The 20077-nt window shown below is 51.3% G+C and carries 20 protein-coding genes and 1 pseudogene; 3 read left to right on the top strand and 18 right to left on the bottom strand.

Going from position 1 to position 20077, the window contains the following annotated elements; all coding sequences use genetic code 11:
* Positions 1 to 115 precede the first annotated feature (115 nt).
* On the top strand, positions 116 to 820 hold the full coding sequence (locus L1F29_RS18590; RefSeq protein ID WP_258383553.1) for a MerR family transcriptional regulator: 705 nt from the start codon (positions 116 to 118) through the stop codon (positions 818 to 820).
* A 90-nt stretch (positions 821 to 910) separates the two neighbouring features.
* Here L1F29_RS18590 and L1F29_RS18595 read toward each other — a convergent pair whose 3' ends face one another.
* The 5 genes and pseudogenes from L1F29_RS18595 to L1F29_RS18615 all read right to left on the bottom strand — a co-directional run.
* A complete protein-coding gene (locus L1F29_RS18595) occupies positions 911 to 1153 on the bottom strand; it encodes a hypothetical protein (RefSeq protein ID WP_258383554.1) in 243 nt (80 codons plus the stop codon).
* Positions 1154 to 1264: 111 nt separating this feature from the next.
* A complete protein-coding gene (locus L1F29_RS18600; protein ID WP_258383555.1) occupies positions 1265 to 2230 on the bottom strand; it encodes a D-alanyl-D-alanine carboxypeptidase family protein in 966 nt (321 codons plus the stop codon).
* Positions 2231 to 2374: 144 nt separating this feature from the next.
* Positions 2375 to 3472, bottom strand: a complete 1098-nt coding sequence (locus L1F29_RS18605) for a sensor histidine kinase (protein WP_258383556.1) — start codon at positions 3470 to 3472, stop codon at positions 2375 to 2377.
* Positions 3462 to 4157, bottom strand: coding sequence for a response regulator transcription factor (locus L1F29_RS18610; RefSeq protein WP_258383557.1), 696 nt, complete (start codon positions 4155 to 4157; stop codon positions 3462 to 3464). The genes L1F29_RS18605 and L1F29_RS18610 overlap by 11 nt, the downstream gene beginning before the upstream one ends.
* 129 nt (positions 4158 to 4286) lie before the next feature.
* Positions 4287 to 4562: pseudogene (locus L1F29_RS18615) on the bottom strand (multidrug ABC transporter permease); the annotation flags it as partial.
* Positions 4563 to 4912: 350 nt separating this feature from the next.
* On the opposite strand from L1F29_RS18615, the gene L1F29_RS18620 reads away from it, so the two are divergent.
* Positions 4913 to 5293: a glyoxalase superfamily protein gene (locus tag L1F29_RS18620; protein WP_258383558.1), complete on the top strand. Its 381-nt coding sequence runs from the start codon at positions 4913 to 4915 to the stop codon at positions 5291 to 5293.
* A gap of 132 nt (positions 5294 to 5425) precedes the next feature.
* Here L1F29_RS18620 and L1F29_RS18625 read toward each other — a convergent pair whose 3' ends face one another.
* On the bottom strand, positions 5426 to 6421 hold the full coding sequence (locus L1F29_RS18625; RefSeq protein WP_258383559.1) for a serine hydrolase domain-containing protein: 996 nt from the start codon (positions 6419 to 6421) through the stop codon (positions 5426 to 5428).
* Positions 6422 to 6539: 118 nt separating this feature from the next.
* Entirely contained in the window at positions 6540 to 7361 is an 822-nt protein-coding gene (locus L1F29_RS18630) for a phytanoyl-CoA dioxygenase family protein (RefSeq protein ID WP_258383560.1), read from the bottom strand.
* Between the two features lie 382 nt (positions 7362 to 7743).
* On the opposite strand from L1F29_RS18630, the gene L1F29_RS18635 reads away from it, so the two are divergent.
* A complete protein-coding gene (locus L1F29_RS18635) occupies positions 7744 to 8517 on the top strand; it encodes an alpha/beta hydrolase (RefSeq protein ID WP_258383561.1) in 774 nt (257 codons plus the stop codon).
* A gap of 80 nt (positions 8518 to 8597) precedes the next feature.
* On the opposite strand, the gene L1F29_RS18640 is transcribed toward L1F29_RS18635, so the two are convergent.
* The 11 genes from L1F29_RS18640 to L1F29_RS18690 all read right to left on the bottom strand — a co-directional run bounded on the left by L1F29_RS18640 (position 8598) and on the right by L1F29_RS18690 (position 20068).
* Positions 8598 to 9929 carry a beta-propeller fold lactonase family protein gene (locus L1F29_RS18640; protein WP_258383562.1) on the bottom strand — a complete coding sequence of 444 codons (1332 nt, stop codon included), beginning with the start codon at positions 9927 to 9929 and terminating at the stop codon, positions 8598 to 8600.
* Between the two features lie 202 nt (positions 9930 to 10131).
* Positions 10132 to 10482 carry a hypothetical protein gene (locus L1F29_RS18645; protein WP_258383563.1) on the bottom strand — a complete coding sequence of 117 codons (351 nt, stop codon included), beginning with the start codon at positions 10480 to 10482 and terminating at the stop codon, positions 10132 to 10134.
* An 81-nt stretch (positions 10483 to 10563) separates the two neighbouring features.
* Positions 10564 to 11865, bottom strand: coding sequence for a DUF4129 domain-containing protein (locus L1F29_RS18650; protein WP_258383564.1), 1302 nt, complete (start codon positions 11863 to 11865; stop codon positions 10564 to 10566).
* The gene (locus L1F29_RS18655; RefSeq protein ID WP_258383565.1) at positions 11865 to 12956 is read right to left on the bottom strand and encodes a DUF58 domain-containing protein; all 1092 of its coding nucleotides are present in this window, start codon (positions 12954 to 12956) and stop codon (positions 11865 to 11867) included. The genes L1F29_RS18650 and L1F29_RS18655 overlap by 1 nt, the downstream gene beginning before the upstream one ends.
* 37 nt (positions 12957 to 12993) lie before the next feature.
* Positions 12994 to 13956, bottom strand: a complete 963-nt coding sequence (locus L1F29_RS18660; protein WP_258383566.1) for an AAA family ATPase — start codon at positions 13954 to 13956, stop codon at positions 12994 to 12996.
* 255 nt (positions 13957 to 14211) lie between these two features.
* Entirely contained in the window at positions 14212 to 15486 is a 1275-nt protein-coding gene (gene serS / locus L1F29_RS18665; RefSeq protein WP_258383567.1) for a serine--tRNA ligase, read from the bottom strand.
* Between the two features lie 426 nt (positions 15487 to 15912).
* Positions 15913 to 16764: an AraC family transcriptional regulator gene (locus tag L1F29_RS18670; RefSeq protein ID WP_258383568.1), complete on the bottom strand. Its 852-nt coding sequence runs from the start codon at positions 16762 to 16764 to the stop codon at positions 15913 to 15915.
* Complete coding sequence (locus L1F29_RS18675; protein WP_258383569.1) at positions 16752 to 17000, bottom strand: hypothetical protein; 249 nt, start codon at positions 16998 to 17000, stop codon at positions 16752 to 16754. The genes L1F29_RS18670 and L1F29_RS18675 overlap by 13 nt, the downstream gene beginning before the upstream one ends.
* A gap of 51 nt (positions 17001 to 17051) precedes the next feature.
* Positions 17052 to 17825, bottom strand: coding sequence for a phytanoyl-CoA dioxygenase family protein (locus tag L1F29_RS18680; RefSeq protein ID WP_258383570.1), 774 nt, complete (start codon positions 17823 to 17825; stop codon positions 17052 to 17054).
* A gap of 198 nt (positions 17826 to 18023) precedes the next feature.
* Complete coding sequence (locus L1F29_RS18685; RefSeq protein WP_258383571.1) at positions 18024 to 18284, bottom strand: hypothetical protein; 261 nt, start codon at positions 18282 to 18284, stop codon at positions 18024 to 18026.
* Between the two features lie 239 nt (positions 18285 to 18523).
* Positions 18524 to 20068, bottom strand: a complete 1545-nt coding sequence (locus tag L1F29_RS18690; RefSeq protein ID WP_258383572.1) for an FAD-dependent oxidoreductase — start codon at positions 20066 to 20068, stop codon at positions 18524 to 18526.
* Positions 20069 to 20077 lie beyond the last annotated feature (9 nt).

The raw sequence follows: 20077 nt of genomic DNA on the forward strand, positions 1-20077 counted from the left end.
CTAATCTAATCTTCGTCAAGTTTAACATTGCACTTTAAGGTTTTAAATTAATGTTTGGCTGCTGGAAGCTCCTTTGGTATAGTGGGGATGTCTTACTCAAGGGAGGCGGATCGTCATGCAATACTACAGGCCAATCGATATTGCCCGGGAGCTTCATATCAGTACAAGCGCTCTACGGCATTATGAAGCATGGGGAGTCGTTCCGGCACCCGCTCGCGGATCGAATGGATACCGATTGTATACCAACGTTCATTTGGCTTATTTCCGCTGTCTTCGGGCAATGTCAGCCGGATTTGGTATCGCGGCCACCTGTCAAGTGCTGCGCCATATTCAGAACGATGACATAGACACCGCTTTCTGGCTGGTCAGCAAAGAACAAGCCCAGCTGCAGCAAGAGAAGACCGTAGCCGACCAGACGCTTGCGCTGCTGCAGGATCCGACACTATCGGTCACCGGCGCCAAGAAACCGAAAACCCACATGACCATTGGCGAAGCCGCCGCTTTCACCGATGTCGAGGCCTCGGCCATTCGACATTGGGAAAAGGAAGGTCTTCTAACGCCGGACCGCGATCCGGAGAATGGCTATCGGATGTTCACGCCCGTGCATATCAGGCAGATCCTGCTTATACGCACACTGCGAAGAACGGTTTATTTTCTGGAGAATATGAAGGAAATTGTTCATGCGGTCGAGCATCAGAGCATCGAAAAGGCCAAGGAAGTGACCGAGAATGCGCTTCTCAGCATTCATCAGCGTAATCGCCTGCAGTTCTACGGGGTTCATCAATTGGTCGAGCTTTGCAAGGAGATTGAGCGGGATTGATGGCAAGGAAATAAGAAAAGCCGCAGCCGGAAGTTCCGGTGCGGCGAATCGATTTGGGTTCATGCAGTGCTCAAGCCCAACTCGAGCTTTTTATAATTTGCAGCATACCGTTTCCTGCGTGCTGACGGCTTCACAGTAGAGCAAGAACGGCTCGACAAGCGCTTCACGCTTCTTGAAATACTGTTCGTACTGAAGTCTGGCCATCTCGTCTTCCGGATTACGCTTCATGTAGATTTCCATCTCCGTCAATGTGTCGTCGATTTCCTGCAATAGTTCGAATCTATGATAGACGCCCTCAGGCTGCGTGATTTCACAATAGTTCCGGTCATTCATCTTGATTATTGCCTCCTGATCCTTCATGTGGCGGCAGCCGCCTTATTCGATTACCACATGATCTTACTCTCTAAACAGATTGCTTCTCCTGTGCTTTCCTGGCGCGATTTCTTAAGGAATATAACCCGCCGCCCTATCCCGGTCAAAGCCATACTTGAGCAGTTTCGTCGCATCGATCCATACATCGGAAGATGAGGAATTCAGAATGACGGCGATGTAGCTCTTGCTGCCCCGATTCGCTGAAGCGACCAGGCAATATCCCGCCGCGCTCGTATAACCGGTTTTCATGCCGTTCGCCCCATCGAAATAATATCCGCTAGCCGGCTGCAGCAGCTTGTTGCGATTGACGAAAGTCGGACCGAGCGTCGTCGACGCGGACTTCACCGTATGCTCGCTCTCGCTCACAATATCCCGCAGCAGTTTGTTTTGTCTTGCTTTGCGGGCAATCAGGGCAAGATCGCCTGCCGTCGTATAATGGTCCAGATCATGAAGCCCATGCGGATTGACAAAATGGGATTCCATCGCGCCAAGCTCTTCCGCCCGTTTGTTCATCATATCGACGAACGTCTGAAGTCCTTCTTCCATCGTAAGCTGCTTGCCCGTCTCCAACTCGGAGATATAGCGGGCGATCGTGCGGGCGGCATCGTTGCCGGAAGGCAGCATCATTGCGGCAATAAGGTCGCGCAACGTAAGCTGCTGGCCTTGATATAGGCCGGCCGAGCTTTCCCCCTGTGTCCGGAGGAGCGCTTCATTGCCGACGGTAACAATGGCATCCGGATCGCCCTTCTCCAGTGCAATTAATGCCGTTAATAATTTTGTCGTGCTGGCCGGATATAACCGTTTATGTTCATTCTTCCCATAGAGGATCTGTCCTGTACGTTCATCCATCAGCACGGCCGCTTCCCCTTGCAGGGTTCCGACGGTCGGCGTATCATTCTTCCACACGGCGTCCGATAGCTTCGCCCAGACACGCGGCGCTTTATCCTGGAAGCTGCCCCACTGCGAAATGACCGTAACTGCTGTTAAGGCAGCGACCATCGTCAGTGCCGTTTTTTTCAACATAGCGAATCGAAGCACTATGAGCAGCTCCTTTCAATTCCGGATCATCGTAATCGTTATACATTCATTATGACCGCAGCCTCTTAATGAACCGATACGAAATTATAACGAAACTATTACGATTTCCGAAACAAAAATAACGACAGCCTTTCCCCCAAGCCGTTATCTCCCTTGAACCTCGCTCATGCGAACCGTAAACGCGGTATGCTCGGGGGTGCTGGTTGCTGCGATCGTACCTCCGTGCAGCTCCACGATCTGCTTCGCGATCGCAAGACCAAGCCCCGATCCCCCGGTATCGGTCGCCCTTGACTTCTCCACGCGATAGAATCGTTCAAAAATATGCGGGAGCGCCGATTGCGGAATCGGTTCGCCGTAATTAATAATATCGATCGTAATGATGCCGTTCTCCTTATGACCGATAATGTCCAGGTAACGGCCGTCATACCCGTATTTGATGGCATTCGTCACCAAATTCTCGAATACCCGTCTCAGCTTGTTGCCATCCGCCATGACGGCCAGCATCGGATCGGCTAGCGACATGCGGAGTTCAATGCCGGCCTCCGCCAATTGAAGACGAAACTGCTCCGACATCTGGTACAGCATCTCGACCAGGTTAATTTTTTCTTTATTGATCTTCATCTCATTGTTGCGGAGCCTTGTATATTCAAACAAATCCTGGATTAATTGATTCATCCGTTCGGATTCTTCATAAGCCAGCGTTACATAATAGCGAAGCTCCACCTCATCCCGGTAACGGTCTTGCTCAATCAATCCCAAGTAACCGGTAATTGAGGTCAGCGGCGTACGCAAATCATGAGATACGTTCGTGATCAGCTCGTTCTTCGTTTGCTCCGCCCGCCGTTCTTCCGCTATGGAGGTGTTCAGCTGATCGACGAACCGGTTAATGTTGGCGGCCATGTTCCCCCACTCGCCAATATTTTCGACCGGAACCTTATGATTGAAATCGCCGGCGGCAATCCGACGGACATTCTCCGCGATTTTCATCAAATAATTCTCGGATCGGATTCGCTTATCCCGCGTGAAGAAATAGATCAAGGCTACGATAAATACCGGCACAGCCGTAATGACATACATGTTCGGGTAACCGATATTCCGGTTGATGAATACGAGCAGCCTGCTTAGACTCACCTGATATAAATCGGTAAATATCAGAAAGCGCCCGATCACGACGAACAGGAACAGCACGAATACCGTCGTGACTGTGCTCCAGAATAGCGGGATCATCCACCTAAGCTTCAATTTTGTAGCCGACCCCCCAGACGGTATGAATGATCTTCTCGCCATCCATTTCCTTGACCAGCTTCTCGCGGAGACGGCTCATGTGAACCGTGACGGAATTGTTGGAATCGTAATATTTCTCTTTCCAGATCATCTCGAAGATATCTTCCGAATTGAATACTCTGCCCGGATGGCTGGCAAGAAGATGCAGTATGCCGAATTCGATCGGCGTCAATTTGATCGGCCGCCCTTCGAAGCTGACGGTGTGCGTCTGCTTATTGATTTCAAGCGATTGAATACGAATCAGGTTATCCGGCTGCATCTGCTGCGGCTGTGCGTTGAAATAAGTGCGGCGAAGGAGCGATTTCACGCGGGCAATCAGTTCCAGCGGGTTGAACGGCTTGACCATATAGTCGTCCGCACCCGTCATGAGCCCCGTTATCTTGTCCATATCGCCATCCTTGGCGCTTATCATGAGAATTGGCGTCGTCTTCGTTTCGCGAATTTGCATACAGACGCTTAGACCGTCCAGACCGGGCATCATAATATCCAGAATGACCAGGTCAATGCCGTCTTCCTTCATGATTTCGAGAGCGGACAGCCCGTCTCCGGCTTTGCTGACCGTATATCCTTCATTGCTTAAGTAGATTTCGATAAGCTGAGCAATCTTCGGATCGTCATCGACGATCAAGATATGACGATTCATGATATCATCCTTTAATAAAGTTATCTTATCCGGCAGTATGCCCTTATAGTTAGACGAGTGCCGCTGTCAAAGAGTTTCATATGAAGCCAGAGGCTCCTGTCGGATACGGCTTCCGAAAGGAGTGCTGATTTACTGCCTATGGGATAGATCTAGCTGTTCAGCCTCTAGCGAACCGGAGCTTCCGATCTCGCTGAGCCGCGGCTGCTGAGCGGCAAACTCCCGGTACAGCTCGTGCTTATCCAACAATTCTTCATGCGTGCCTCTCCCGGTGATGGTGCCCTTCTCGATAAACAGAATTTGATCTGCGTCAACGACCGACGATAGCCTATGGGCGATTATAAGCGTCGTACGGCCATCCATCAGATTTTTCAGCGCTTCCTGGACGACAATCTCGGATTGTTGCTCCGATCGCTTATTGAAATTGGGTAAAAAAGGTCGTGATTGGGCTCATCGGCATGACGATTTGGATTAAGTATAGAATGAATGCGACGAGATCGCCAGCGGTGCTCCATAAGCCTAATGCTTTCTGCCCTGCATGTCTGACGGAGGCAGGACGTTGAAATGAAGTTACCATATGCTGGTATCGCAGGATTAGCATACACTTATGGGTTTAACAGGTGATTAACCGTAAATAAACTTCATATGAACGACAACTATTTTACCATGACTCGTATCGTCGATAAAAACGGCGGATTGACACCCTACCAAGTGAAATGGCATGATGAGGTAAAAATATCCATAAGGCGGCGATTAAGTTGGATACGAATACATTCAAGCTTGGAACGATAACACCCATTCTCCGTATATTCGACGTTCCAAAAGCAAAAGAGTTTTATGTCGGGTTCCTGGGGTTTACTGTCGATTGGGAGCATACGTTCGAGGAAAACTTTCCATTATACATACAGGTGTCGAATGGCGGCTGCATCCTGCATTTGTCGGAGCATCACGGGGACTGCTGTCCTGGGGCTGCAATCCGTATTCAGGCGGACAACGTGAAAGCTTTACATGCATCTCTGCTTGCCCAATCCTACAAATTCGCCAGACCTGGCTTGGAGAAGACCCCTTGGAACTCGCTTGAGGTGCAGGTGACCGATCCGTTCGGCAACAGGATTGTATTCTACGAAGCGAATGATTAGGATGCAGAAGGCTGTCCCACTTGTCATCTCTGATGACTCCCGGGGCAGCCTATCTTGATTTATTGTCATTAATAATTAATTCCATTAATAGATTGTCCCGGCTTAAACTTCTTCCCCTTCTTGTATGCGCCATTACGATTGCAGCGCCGGAAGAATGTCTTCGAACAGCAGCCGTTTGGCGTATATGGCATCGCTCTTTCCAGTTGGTTCCTTGCGTACAGCGGCGACGATTTGACGTTCTGGTATAACGAAGATGTACTGGCCTCCATACCCTTTGGCGAAATACAGATCGACCGCTCCGTTATGCTCCTTGGAGGATATCCACCAGTGGTAGCCATATGCCCCGAAGATGGGCGGTTCGTAGTGAAGATAACCTTTGTGATGCATCGAAGTAGAGTCGCTTACCCACGCCTCCGGAATAATCTGTTCACCGTTCCATGCGCCTCCCTGCAAATACAGCAATCCGAACTTGGCCATATCCCGGGAAGCGAGATGAAGCCCGGCCCCGCCTTCATGAATGCCATGCAAACTATTCCAGCGCGGCTTGCGGAAATTAAGCTTGCGGAACAGATGCATATCCGCATAGTCATAGACAGGCATACCGGTTGCCTGACTAAGGATGGCGGACAGCAGGTAGGAGCCGCCCGAATTATACGTGAATGCTTCACCCGGATCATGCGCCATCGGCCGATCCAGAACGAATCGGACGGCTTCTTCCGCACGTTTCATCGCCCAATACGGTTTATCGAATTCCGGCCAGTCAAAGCCGGGTGTCATCGTTAACAGATGCTTGATGCGGATCGCTTTCTTCCGGGAATCCTTGTCTCGATGGATCTGCATAAAGTATTCGGATATCGGCTGCTCCACATCGTCGATTTCTCCGCGCTTTATCGCAATGCCGATAAGAGCGGATAGAATGCTCTTGGTACACGAGTATACGGCCCCGACGCGATCATCCTGACCGTCATGCCACTCCCATGCTTGTACCCCGTGCTGCACAAGGACAATATCTTTAATCTTCCAGCTGCGGTACTCGGGTATCCGTTCCTCTAATCTACGCAGATTTAGGGGCGGCTTGTCCATGGAATCGTTTATTTTCTGCCGCTCTATGTTTGCGCTCAGTTGCATCGTTGACCGCCTCCTTCACAAGCATAGTATATCATTAACCAGATCTAACTAGCGCATCAAACAAACAGAATAAGGAACCGCCATCACGTGCGGTTCCTTATCGTTCCGATCCGCCCGACTAACCGCGGGAGGGTTCGGACATCGTCTTCTTTAACTCAGCCGTCAATGCGGCCAGATGCCCGTCGTTGGCCATGACTTGCTCGAGATGGACCATTCGGCGAGGAGATGCGGTGTTCATCATCGTTTCGGAATAATTACGGTTAATCCAGAAACGCGCATGGCCGGCAATATAGTCGCGCAGCTCCTGAAGATCCTCTTCCCTGTAGCGCTGGCATAAATTAATGGTGAACATCCTCCGGTTCGGTCCTCCGTTGAAGGAGGCATGGAAGGTGTTGTGATCGAACACGAGAATATCGCCCGGCTCCACATCCAGTGTGACAGAGGGCACCTGGCCGCCGGCGATCCCCCATAGTTCGCTGCTCTTCCTCATTTTATCCGTTAAATCCTTGCCAAACCGATCATCCAGCCGGTGACTGCCTGGAATAACGCGAAGCGCTCCCGAATCTCCGTCCAGCTTATCCAGATAGAATGCGATTTTGATATGTTTATACTTATGATGATAGCCGTCGCGATGCCAACCCGTTTCACCCGTGTAGTAATTGCCGTCACTGCCCATATAGTTGAAGTCCTCGCCCAGCAGCGATGCCCCTATGCCTTCGATCCGAGGATCGTCCAGCAGCGTATTCATTCTTGCGCGCTGATCGATGAAGGGAACGATACATGTCCGTTTCGTTCCGTCATGCGCAGCAATGTCCGGCCTCCCCGGAAAGGTTTGCGTAAATTCATCGGTAATCCAATCGATGCTGTCGCTTAGAAGCTGTGGGAATTTAATAAATCCGAAGGTTTCAAAAAAAACGATTTGGGCTGCGGTTAAGCTCATATCTACCTCTCCCTATTCTCAATTGTACACCTTCAAAAAGCGCTTCAACATTTGATCAGAAATGCAATGCCGCTAATCAATTTAGTCGACAGTGAATATGTAATGCTGCGCTCCCCCTCTTCCCTATTCTGCATGGAGTGTCAATTCCCTCCAATATATTTACAGCAACTGCAAAAAATGAACGCAAGGCAATCCGTACGACATGGCTTCCGTCCGAACCTCATAGCTGCGCCGCGGCCAGTAAGCCAATCATTTGTCCAACCGGTATTACAGAAGCACTTTCAACAATCAAGCAGGAATTTGTCCTTGCAAGGCGAATGTCTTTTAAGTCTTATACATATTAGGCTTACGATTTTCTTTTACTTAATGGAGGTAATAATTAATGGCATTGATTAATTGCGACTTTTATTCGGAAGCGCTTGGCTTGTCCACTTCTATGACTGTCATACTTCCTCAGCAATCCTACTCGCAAATCGGCATGGAGTCGAAGGTCTTTGACCGGAAGCATCCTACGCTCTATCTGCTGCATGGCTTGTCCGATGACCACACGATCTGGCTGCGCCGTACATCGATCGAACGCTATGTCGCTGCTCTCGGCATAGCTGTTGTTATGCCGGCTGTACATAGAAGTTTCTATGCGGATATGAAGAGCGGATACAATTACTGGACCTTCGTCAGTGAAGAGCTGCCTACGATCGCCAGATCCTTCTTCCCATTATCCGATCTGAAGGAGGATAATTTCGTCGCAGGTCTCTCCATGGGCGGGTATGGCGCCTTCAAAGTTGCTTTAAGCCACCCGGATCGTTACCAGGCAGCAGCGAGCTTATCCGGTTCAATGGATATCGCTAGTGTTGCGGACCGGTTTCCCGATGACTTTGCACGGGCATTCGGCACCCGAGAGGAAGCCGTGGGCAGCCGTAATGACCTCTTCCAGCTGGCGTCCGATCTGTCGGCTAGCAGCAAGCAGGCGCCCCAGCTCTACCAATGCTGTGGAACGGAGGATTTTCTATATGATGCCAATCTCAATTTCCGCGATCACGCCCAGCAGCTGGGGCTGCCTTTGACCTACGAGGAGGAACCGGGCAATCACGACTGGGGATATTGGGATACGAAGATTCAACGCGTGCTGGAATGGCTTCCGCTGCGACAAGAATAGTGATATCAAGAAGGCCGCGAGCAATCGCGGCTTTTGTTCGTCTACGAGTTCTGAAATGGCTGACGCTAATCGCGACCGATTCACTCGGCTTGGTTCGTGGGCAGCAACTGCGGCGCAATGACAATGGAAGACGGGAAGCTGCCCACAGGCAGGATTGCAATGGGTACCTGACTAGGGACGTCGATTACGGCCACGTAACCGTAGGCAAGCATGGATACGTACAACTTCTTACCGTCTGGTGTGAAGGCCATGCTGCTGGCCGTACTGCCAGCCGGAAGTTCAATCGTCGTTAAGATTTCGTTTCTTGCGGTATTTATAACCGCAACCCCATTGCTTTCCCCGTCCACAACATAGGCCAAGGCGCCATCCGGCGATATGGCGACCGCTTGCGGTTTGCAGCCGAATTCAAGTGAAATAGTTGAATGTAAGGACTGATCCTGCGCAGACATGACATAGATACGACTATCATTCAGGTCCGCAACGTACATATCCTTACCATCAGGGGATAAGGCTACCGAAGAAGGCTTGCTGCCGTAAGGAAGTCCGACAATCGCTGATATTGAATCCGTTACTGTGTCCAAAACCATAATCTTGCCTGTATTCGTCAAAGCGATATAAAGATGAAGACCGTACGGGGACATGGCTGCCGCGGAGGGATCGCTGGAAACAGGGAGAGGTATCGCCTGAATGATGGTGTTCGTCACGGTATCGATAACGTGAAGGGAATCATCCAGCAGTGTCGTCACATACAGCTTCTTTCCGTCTGCTGATAGAGCGAGGGCATATGGCACGCAGCTCGGAGGAAACGGAATATCCGCAATGACGCGATGCGATGATGCCGATATAACTTTCACGGATTTGTCGCCCGGACAGGACACATAGATGCGTGAACCATTCGGAGCGGCAGCCAGCACGCGCGGACTGCTGCCGTTGGGGAGCGTAATGGTAGCTGCACGCGTATTCGTACCGGTTTGAAAGACGGTAATAGTATGCTGGGTATGACTGGCCACATAGGCGAGCAGCTGCTCTTCATTGCGGCTTGGCATCATCTGGAGCATGTACTGCTGGGCAGGCTCATCTCTGTCGTCATATTCCGTTACGGAGGCTATGACATCGCCGGAACCGAGTCCGTGAATCACGATTCGTACGCCATATCGATCCAGTTCATTCGTATCCACTTCATATACATAAACAGATTGCTCCCTCCCCATCCGCTGCAACAGAACGTTCATATACGCTTGTGCAGTCAAGCTCCCATATCCGACATCCGAGCCCCCAGGTGTTCGTTCCAATGTGTAAACCTCGATGTCTGCACTTGCTTGCTGCCACCCCATGTTCATGACGGAAATCGATAATTTCGCGGTCCGCCGCATTTTCCGATTGAATAGAAGACCGGAGTCTAATACTGGCATGCGCTCGCCCCCTCTACTCTCCTTTTTCTCCTTCTCTATTCTATGATGGGAGGTTGATAGAGAACCCGGCGCTTCATCCGTGTGATATGGCTATTCGACACAGGACCCGTCCAATTCAAACAGCGCCGCTACCGGAGCCGACCTTCCATAGGTACGGAATCCAGTAAAGGCGCTGATTTGGAGCGGAATGCTCTATGCCTATTTATTGAATTGGAATACCAGGCTGCGCCGGTGAGGCAGCAAGAGTGTTCATGGCGCTCTTCACTTGCTGCTCCGATTGCTGAAGCCTTTGTAGGATGCTTTGTATTTGCCTTTTCTGGGCATCCATCTGCATTTGGAGCTGATTCTCGGCAAGCTGCAGCTCACGCTGGATATTCTGAATCTCCGTTACGACCTGATTGACCTGCTGCGACCGCTGGTCCAGACCTGCATTGCGCAGTGCCTGCTGCGCCTGGACTCGCTCCTGCGCTTGCTGCTGCTGGACCTGTTCTTGGAACTGCTGGTACGACAACTGCTGGCTGTTTATTTGCTGGCCTTGGTTTTGATTTTCCATCGGAACCCTCCTGTAGCAATAGGCATACTGCTAATATGCACCATCGTTTGAAGCTTTATGTAGAGGGCTTGTGTTTTGAGGTTATTTCCGCTTCTGATGATGCTTGATCTTGAGCGTCGTCGCCGCCAGCAGTCGTTCCAGCTCCGCATCGCTAATTGGCTTCTTCCCGTATCGAACCGTTCCGTACTGGTTCACAAGCTGCCGGGTCGCTTCGTTATCTTCTGCACGGCTCAGTTCACTTAGCTCTAATCCGGTTTCGACTGGAGTCAGCTGAGGCTTATATGCATACCCGGCTTTCACCCGCTGCCCGAGCCACTGACGGTAAAGGAAACGCATACGGGACTCGTTATCCGGAAGGTCCTTCCACTTGATGCGCGGCTGTCGCGGCGAACCCCGGAACCACTCAAGCAATCGTCCCGGCTTCCAGATACTTTCCACTTCATCCACATAGCCTTGAGACCTAGATATCCTCTTCCGTCCAAATATCCGTGCGATACTGTCCCTTAACAGTTTCAGCCATCCCGGTACATACTTCATTATTCGTATGAGCAGCCAGATCAGCAAGACGGATATGACAACTACAAATACATAAGTAAGAACATCCCATATGGGAGAAGGCTCTCCCCCTTTCGGCAGCTCGGGAGGCTGCATCGGCTGATCAGCAATCTTCTCAGGCACGTCACTACCGCGTTCACCGCTAAGCAATCGATTGATCCAGGAGACAATTATGCCCCATGCAGCACTTAATAACGATTGAAGCTGCATCGCAAGAACAATGAAAACCGTCAAGCCTGCTATAATAACGACCAAAAGCCTATTGTGACGTCTTACCGTCGTTTCCAACACGGGCTCTTGATCGCCGGACAGCGTTTCTTCCCCAACCATCGACCGATTCGCTAAGAAAAAGAAGAGCAAGAGCGTGGTGGCCCCTCCTGCAAGAAGCACCCAAGAATAGTCCTCGAAGCGTTCTAAACGCAAAAATATGGCCGACACCAGAAAATAAAACAGCAAACCGTACGAATAACGGTTGATCCCGATCCGTTCCTGCCACGTCATCGAGATCATCCTCCCGCCTCGAAACAAGCCGAAAGCAGCCGCTAAGGATGCGAGTATTCCGACCCGCGACAGTTCAAATACACCAATTCCGTACAATGCTCCACCGATCAAGGACAAGAGAACAACCGGGAACGGATGCCGGAACGAGATGGGGAGGTTCAAGTAATATCCGACCGGATAGCCTAACGGCAGGGCAATGAGCCAATACCAGCTAATAGATTCATCTTCAAGTACGAAACCCGCAATAACCAATATAATCGGAAAATAAAGCAGAAGCTCAATCAAGCCTTGCAAAGTAACGCGCAAACCCGCACGCAGCTGTTTCATCACGCCGCCTCCTCAGCAGGGCTAATGGTCACCCAATGAACGCCATGTCCATTCAGCCGAAGCTGCTCGATTTCGGCCGATATTTTGTCACTCGTGAAAGCAGACAGAATAACGAGGTCGCAGCGGGCATCAAGCTTGGTGCCGATATGGGCCAGCAGCGCGTCGAACGGCATCGTCCTCACAATGGCCAGCTTGGCCATCTGCTCGAGCATCCCCATCAGATGCTCATGGCCGCTCCCCATAGGTTCAATAATCGGTTTGCCCGGGATATCCAGTTCATGGCCATTCGAAGCAAATCCGCTCTCTAGCCCTTGGTCCGTCGCATACTGAATATATCCCGCAGCGTAACGGATTCCGTGCTCGATTAGACCGGTATCGTTGACGGTATCCCACATATCGGCGTGATCCTCGACATTGAGAACGACCATAAGCCTGTAATCGGCCGTAAAATCCCTTCGATGCACTTGAATCTGGCCTGCCCGCGCCGTGGCGTTCCAATTAATGCCCTTGAGTGTATCACCGGGCTGATAATCGCGAACACCTGTCACGAAGAACGGGTCCTCCACGATCCAGCGGCGCACCGAGATATCGCCTTGCCAGCTATGCGATGGCAGCTGAATGTCCGCCCGGTCCAGCGGCAGCGGATAAACGATGAGCTCTTCGCTCAGCGGCACATTAACCCATGCACGGAATAATCCGAATAAATCTCCATATGTAAGCGATGCCGACGTTAGCCGGTAACAGCCGCGCTGCTTGCACAGAACGGCATGCCGGCGCGTTAATTGTTTGTACCCCATCAAGCTGAATAAGCTCTTGTGGTTTTGATAGAATTGACCTGAACTGACATCGAAATTAAACTCGCTTTCAAACTTGAGGCCCGTATGCATCTGCGATTCCACCCGGAGCCATGGAACCGGCAGCAATCCCCGGTTCACAACCTTCTCGATCATCTCGATTCGATCACCCTCGAAGCAGCGCATGGTTCCGAACGTTCGCGTATAAGTAAGCCTCTTAATACCGGCGCGTTTGAAGATCCATCGCTGCAGGAACATAACGACAAGCGCGCTAAGTATGAACCAATGTATACCCATTAGAACCGCCTCCGCATCTCACCGATGTTAACGATAATCATCTGGCCGTCAGCGGCGAATCCGCAGGTACCGGTGTTTGATTGAGCACGGATGCGACGACGGTCTCCGCGGCATCGGCACGCATCCGCAGCGAGCTGCGAACCGCAATCCGGTGGGCCAGCACGGGAACAGCCATCGATTTGACATCGTCAGGCGTAACAAAGTCGCGGCCGCGCAATGCCGCATGAACCTGGCACGCTTTCAACAGCGCCTGGCTGCCGCGTGGGCTCACCCCAAGTATGACATCCGAATGGGTCCGTGTGCCCTCGACGATAGCGAGCATATAATGCAGCAAATCATCGCTGACCAGAACGGTCGGATAGACGCGCTGGGCTTCCACGATATCGTCGGCATTCACAACCGGACTCAGCTGGTCCAACGGATTATCCGACATGAACCGCTTCATGATGGCGAGTCCCTCTTCGACGGAAGGATACCCCATCTTCACTTTGAACAAGAACCGGTCCAATTGAGCTTCCGGAAGCGGGAACGTTCCCTGCTGTTCAACCGGATTCTGCGTGGCGATCACGAGGAACGGTTTCTGCAGGACATGGGTGGTCCCGTCAATGCTAACTTGACGCTCTTCCATACATTCAAGCAGGCTTGACTGCGTTCGTGGCGTAGCGCGGTTGATTTCGTCGGCTAATACGATATTGGCGAAGAGCGGGCCGGGACGGAATTCGAACTCGGACAGCTTCTGATTATAGAAATGAATGCCGCTCAAATCGGACGGAAGCAAATCGGGCGTGAATTGTATGCGCTTGAACGTGCCGTGAAGCGATTTCGCAAGCGCTTTCGCAAGAAGCGTCTTGCCGGTTCCGGGAACATCCTCAAGCAGCACGTGACCGGATGATATGATCGCAATAAGCAATTTATCAACAATATCTTCCTTGCCGACGATAACATCACTCACATTCGAACGAATACGATCGGCTATCCGGTGTATCGATTCCAAATTCATGATCGAAAAAGCTCCTCTCTCTGCTACAAATAGTGGGACTGTATTTCCACCAGTATACCTGTTGATTCGGTCACCCGCTACATGATTCGTCCCTAATTTGGAAAAAAGAGCGGTATGCAGCGCCACAGCGCAAGACCCGAGAAACGCCCAAATAGGGCGTCCCCTAGGCTGCGTCCTCTTGCATTTCTTATCGAAACAAGCCATTTTCTAGCCGTATGCCACAGCCGTAAGCTGCAGTTCCATGCGGCAAGAGCATCAACATAATCGGTCCATGCCTCTCATATAGGGCCAAAGCGCTTCGGGTACATGGACCGTGCCGTCCTCCTTCTGGTGATTCTCTAGAAGCGGGATGAGAATGCGCGGGCTGGCAACCATCGTATTATTGAGCGTGTAGGCGAATTGCAGCTGACCGTCCTCATCCCGGTATCGGATCCGCGAACGTCTTGCTTGGAAATCCCGGACATTCGATGCCGAATGCGTCTCGCCATATGCTTCACGGCTCGGCATCCAAGTCTCGATATCATACTGCTTATGGTTCTTCTGCGACATGTCCCCCGAGCAGACGGCCACGACACGATACGGAAGCTCCAGCAATTGAAGCAGCTCTTCCGAATGCTTTACCATGACCTGCAGCAGCTCCTCCGATAACTCATCCTCGGCCCGGCATATAACGACCTGCTCCACCTTCGAGAATTGATGTACCCGATATAAGCCATGCACATCCCGCCCAGCCGAGCCAACCTCGCTGCGGAAGCATGGCGTCGCCGCTCCGAGCAGAAGCGGCTCCGTCAAGTCCAGCACCTCGCCCCCGTAGAGTGAGACTAACGGCACTTCCGCCGTTCCGGCCAGCCATCGTTCACCATTATTCACCGAGTAGGTTTGATCGCGGTTCGACGGAAAGAAGCCCGTTGCGACAAGCGCCTCTTCTTTCACCATAACCGGCACATCAAACAGATGGTATCCTTTGTCAGCGAGCAGATCGAGCGCAAGCTGCTGAACAGCCCGATGCAGCAGCAATCCGTTATTGCGAAGCACATAATGACGGCTTCCGCCAATCTTGACGCCGCGCTGTATATCGACTATGCCAAGCGAATCACCAATTTCGACATGACTCTTCGCTTTGAATGGGAAAGCAGGGATTTCACCATGTCTTCGAACCTCGACATTATCTTTATCGCTTGCGCCGATCGGCGTATCCGCCGACATCAAATTCGGCGTCTCGAACATCAACGCCTCAAACTCGTCTTCTGTCGTCCGGAGTTCAGCTTCCGCTTGTTTGAGGCGGGTTAATCCTGCTGCCGCTTCAAGCTTCTCCTTCTCTGCATCCTCCTTACGTCCTTCACGCAGCAGCTGTGTAATATTGTCTGAGCGCTTATTGCGCTGAGCGCGCAGCGTCTCCACTTCAATCAGCAGCTGCCGCCTTCTGTCATCAACGTCCAACAGATCGTTCACGTCAAAATTCAAGCCTTTGCGATCAGCCGCCTCCTGTACCTCCTGAGCAAGGTTACGAATCATACGAATGTCCAACATGGCCAAGCACTCCTTTACGAGAAATAAAAATAGCGCTCCTCATCCACATAAGGGACGAGGAGCGCGCTCGCGGTGCCACCCAAATTAGCCGGCATGCGCCGACTCTCTTGATCCGCCGGTAACGGTGCGGTTCCGGAATACTTAGAGGACTTATATCTGGCAGCCATAGTATGAGCCAGGTCCCGATCATAACGCCTCCGAGTTGGACTCTCTTCATCGGCATAGTGTGATTTCGAGTTATTGCTGGTTATTATAACAACCTGGCGGCTGTTTGGCAAGCCTAGACTTTGTAGACGGTCGTTTGTTCGATACGCGCGGTTGTGGATCGATTGGATAGCATCGATTGCAAGCTTTGGAGGAGAGGCATCGCCGTTTCGTGTCGATGATTGGGGACGAATACGACGAATCAAGCGTCAATAATGGTCTTTATAGGTATCGATCGTTCAACCGGTTCGCCCTTACGGAATGTCTGTATTCACCCGGCAGTTCACCGTATTGCTTCTTAAATTGCTTGCACAAATAGGAGGCATCCGTCAATCCACAGCGTGAAGCGATCGTCTCGATGGTCTCGTCCGTCTGTTCCAAAAACAGCCTGGCATGTTTGAGGCGGAGATTACGAAGCATTTGCATTGGCGTCACGCCATATCTGCTTTTGAAAGCGCGATCCAAATAATTTGCGTTTAATCGTACGAGCGCTGCCATGTCCTCTCTCGTTAGTTTCTCGTTCAACCGACTTGCCAGATGACCGAGAAGTCGTGAGAAGCGGCTCCCGTCGGCATCGAATGATTCGGGCCGCTCGGGGCATCCATTCCTTTCCCAGCCATTCAAGATGTGCTCGACGAGCTGCAAAGTACAGGCAGTTAAACGCAAATCGCGAAACGGCCTATCATGCCGCTGCCAGCAATGTATCAGCTTTCGGAACACGGATTCGTAGTCTTCCGCCTCCAACACGGTGACGACAGGCGTAACGCGGTACAGCGAAAACAAGTCGAAATCGTGATTTGAAGAGATCGTCGCCTGCATCCAAAGATGTACGCCGCTGCCATTCGCTCTCTCGGAAAACGGCACATGCGGCGGATGCAGCATCACATCCCCCGCCCGGACCGTATACGTTTCTCCCCTACAGCTCGTTTCGACCAAACCTTCTTTGACATAACTAATAATCCAATAAGGAAAAATGCGGTCGACGAGGTTCAAGCTGTCGTAGGTTCCGATATCAACCGAATAAATATGCGCGGACCACGGACCTTCCACCCAATCCCGATTCAGATTCCGCATTGGCCCTTGCCTTCTTTCGCTCGGCATACGTCGTAAACTTTCTCTTTCAGCCTCTCCCTGCCCGATACTCCATACCACTTGCCGTCAGCCGTGAAGGCTGGCTGCATGTTACAGCCGGTGCATTGTGATTGGCAGGCATCCAACTGAATGTCGAACCCTTCTTCGGCTAATTCATCCAACTGGGCGCCGTATTGATGCGTCGTCAGGTTACGAATGCAGCATCGTATCTGTAACAATTTACGCAAGGCCTCCTATATGCAAGCCGGGCAGCCCCTAACCTGCTAGAATTAACAACTTTCTCTGGGAACGAAAGACGTATAAGCCGAAGTTCCATCCAATGCAATGACCGGCCCGTTCCGGAACACGTGGCCGCTGTCCGGATTTTTTGCTCCGTCAACGGAATATTGCACGACGTACGCTTTGCGCGTGGACGCAGTGCAGTTCGGTGTGCTGCGGTGGAATAACAAGGAGTGGAAGGCAACCAAGCTGCCCTTCTTGAGCTCAACGGGAATGCCTTCCTCGTCCCCATTGTAGCAAACCCAGCCGATGTCTGACTTGATATGCGGGATGAATCCTTTGAGATGCGTCCCCGGCTGTATCCACACGCATCCGTTTTCGACTGTGGCATCTTCCAACGCGATCCAGAAAGTCAAATAATGAATCGGGTCGGTCGGTACATATCCGTTATCTTGGTGCCAGGGGAAATCCCGATTCGCTTCCGGGCGTTTATACACGCTCTGGTCCCAATATAATTTAACGTCCGGTCCAAGAATCGAGGTCGTAATCTCGACGAACCGTTGGTCCGCGATGAATTGCTGCAGCTCCGGACTGCGGAAATTAAGGTTGCTTGTAAAATTAATTTGTTTCGCGATGCTGATGAAGCTTTGTCCTTTCGCCAGCAGCGCCTTTTCCGATTCCTCATCGAATACGTCGATTATTTCGCGAATCCGGTCAGTCTCCTCTTCCGAGAACAATTTCTCGAATACAATATAGCCTTGCTCCTCGTACTGTTTAAGTTGTTCATCGGTTACATCCACTATTTTAGATCGATTAGTAGTCATGCCAATCGCTCCTTTGAGAAGTTGTATTGTATAATTTCAATTATTACTCGACGAAGGAACGGTTGGCATGAAACAGGTTCCACTTCTTATTGTATTTTTTAAACTTTCTATGAGCATCTCTACAAACTCTATCCGAACCAGACAGCTCATAAAATAGTTGCCCATAGTGCGTGATTTTCATATCGGGTCTTCTCCCTCTCAAATTAATGCGGAAGGAAAAAATCTCGTCACCGCGATTTGGTAGTCGTCCTCATACACAATGACTCCTGGCGGTTCAGCGGATACCGAGCGAATCAGCTTCGCCCCATACTTCTCTGCAAGTTGAAAAAAAGGTTTAAGACGGATTAGCATCTCTCTAGACTGTGGAGTATCTTTGAACCACGTGACTGCCTTGATCACGTTGTTATCTTCATAATAGGGCGGATTCGGCAGGTTCTCTTCAAACCATCTGATATACATCGCATGGCCTGCCTTTCATCCGATTCATTCTCACCGACAGTGATATATCCATCGTACAGGTAATTTATGGTTTATCAAGAGTTATCTACAATATGTCGCATTATAACTAAAACCGCTGCTTCGACAAAAGCGACCGCTATGAAAGGATACCGTGAAACGAGTTACTTCAAGCCATTTCAGTTACCGCAAAAAAAGAGAACCCACCTGCCCTCAAGGCTGGTGGGTTCTGTTCATCATCCCTATTCTCCGCCCAGTTTCCTGAGCGGCTGATTGGCTGGTCCTTCCATCACATCGCCTTCATAGTTGAAGCGCGAGCCATGACACGGACAATCCCAGCTCCGCTCCCCATCGTTCCATTCGACCTCGCACCCCATATGAGTACAAGTGGTATCGACGATATGAAGCGTCCCTGCGTCATCCCGATATGCGCCTGCTCGCTTGCCGTTATACGTCACGACAGCGCCTTCGCCAGGCTGCAGCACCCCGGCTTGTTTATTGACATTCTCCAATTTGCCGGTGATCAGCTGCTTGGCGACGTCAAAATTCTGCGTGATTGCATTCTTGATGCTCGGATTCGGGTGAAACCGCTGCGGTGAATAAAGATCCCGGTAAGGATTCTCCCGCCCGGCAATCGTGTCGCTCAGGAGCATCGCCGCTACAGTCGAATGGCACATTCCCCATTTGGCGAACCCAGTCGCAATGTATATATTCGGCAGCCCCGATGTGATCGGACCGATATAAGGCACTTTATCCAACGTAATCAAATCCTGGGCGGACCAGCGATACGGGATCGATTCCACCTTAAAATGCTGTGCAGCAAAGCCAAGAAGAGATTCATAATAGTCAATGGTACATATCCCTTGACCCGTCTTATGATTCTCGCCGCCAATAAGAAGAAGCTGTTCTCCATCCGTTGACGTAACCGATCGAATCGACCGTTTCGGGTTATCCGCGCTCAAGTACATGCCGCCCGGATAACTCTCCTGAACCTTGGCAGCCAGAACGTATGCGCGCTCAGCATGCAGGCGTGCGAAATATAAGCCATGCCGGTCAACGAATGGAAAATGTGAGCAGGCGACCACATGTTTGGCTTTTACCCGCCACCCTTCCCGCGTGATCACGACGGGAGCAGTGCCTTCATCGACCTCAACGGCTGTGGTATGCTCGTAAATGGCCCCGCCAGCGTTTGTAATATGCGGCAGCAGCGAGACTATATACTGCAGCGGATTGAATCTGGCTTGATGCGGCATCTTGACCGCACCTGCGGAGGGAACGGCCAGCGGTATCTTATCGACGAATCCGCCGTCGATCCCCAGCTTCTCATACGCCGCGGCTTCCTTATGCAGCTTCTCGGCCGAGGATTCCCGCTGAGCATAGATATACGCATCCTCCTCGGAAAAATCGCACTCGATCCGATGATCCTGGATCATCTGTTTAATGAAGCTGAGCGCATCCCGATTCGCTTCGTAATACTGCTTTGCCCGTTCTTCCCCGATCGTTCCGATCAGCTCATCATAAATCAGATCGTGCTGAGCCGTTATTTTGGCTGTCGTATGGCCCGTTGTCCCGTTCAAGATCACGTCGGCTTCGAGAAGCGCTATCCGCAATCCTTGTTTCGTGAGCAAGTATGCGGTCGTAATACCGGTAATCCCTCCGCCGATGATGACGGCATCAACCTCGGTATCCTTTTCCAGCTTGGGGAATGAGGGGAGCGGCGCGGAAACACGCCAATACGATTGGGGCATCTGCGGCAGCTGCAGGGAGCCCGGCTTGGTGTCCGACATCGATCATGA

This window comes from Paenibacillus spongiae (assembly GCF_024734895.1).
In the GTDB taxonomy this organism is placed as follows: Bacteria; Bacillota; Bacilli; order Paenibacillales; family Paenibacillaceae; genus Paenibacillus_Z; species Paenibacillus_Z spongiae.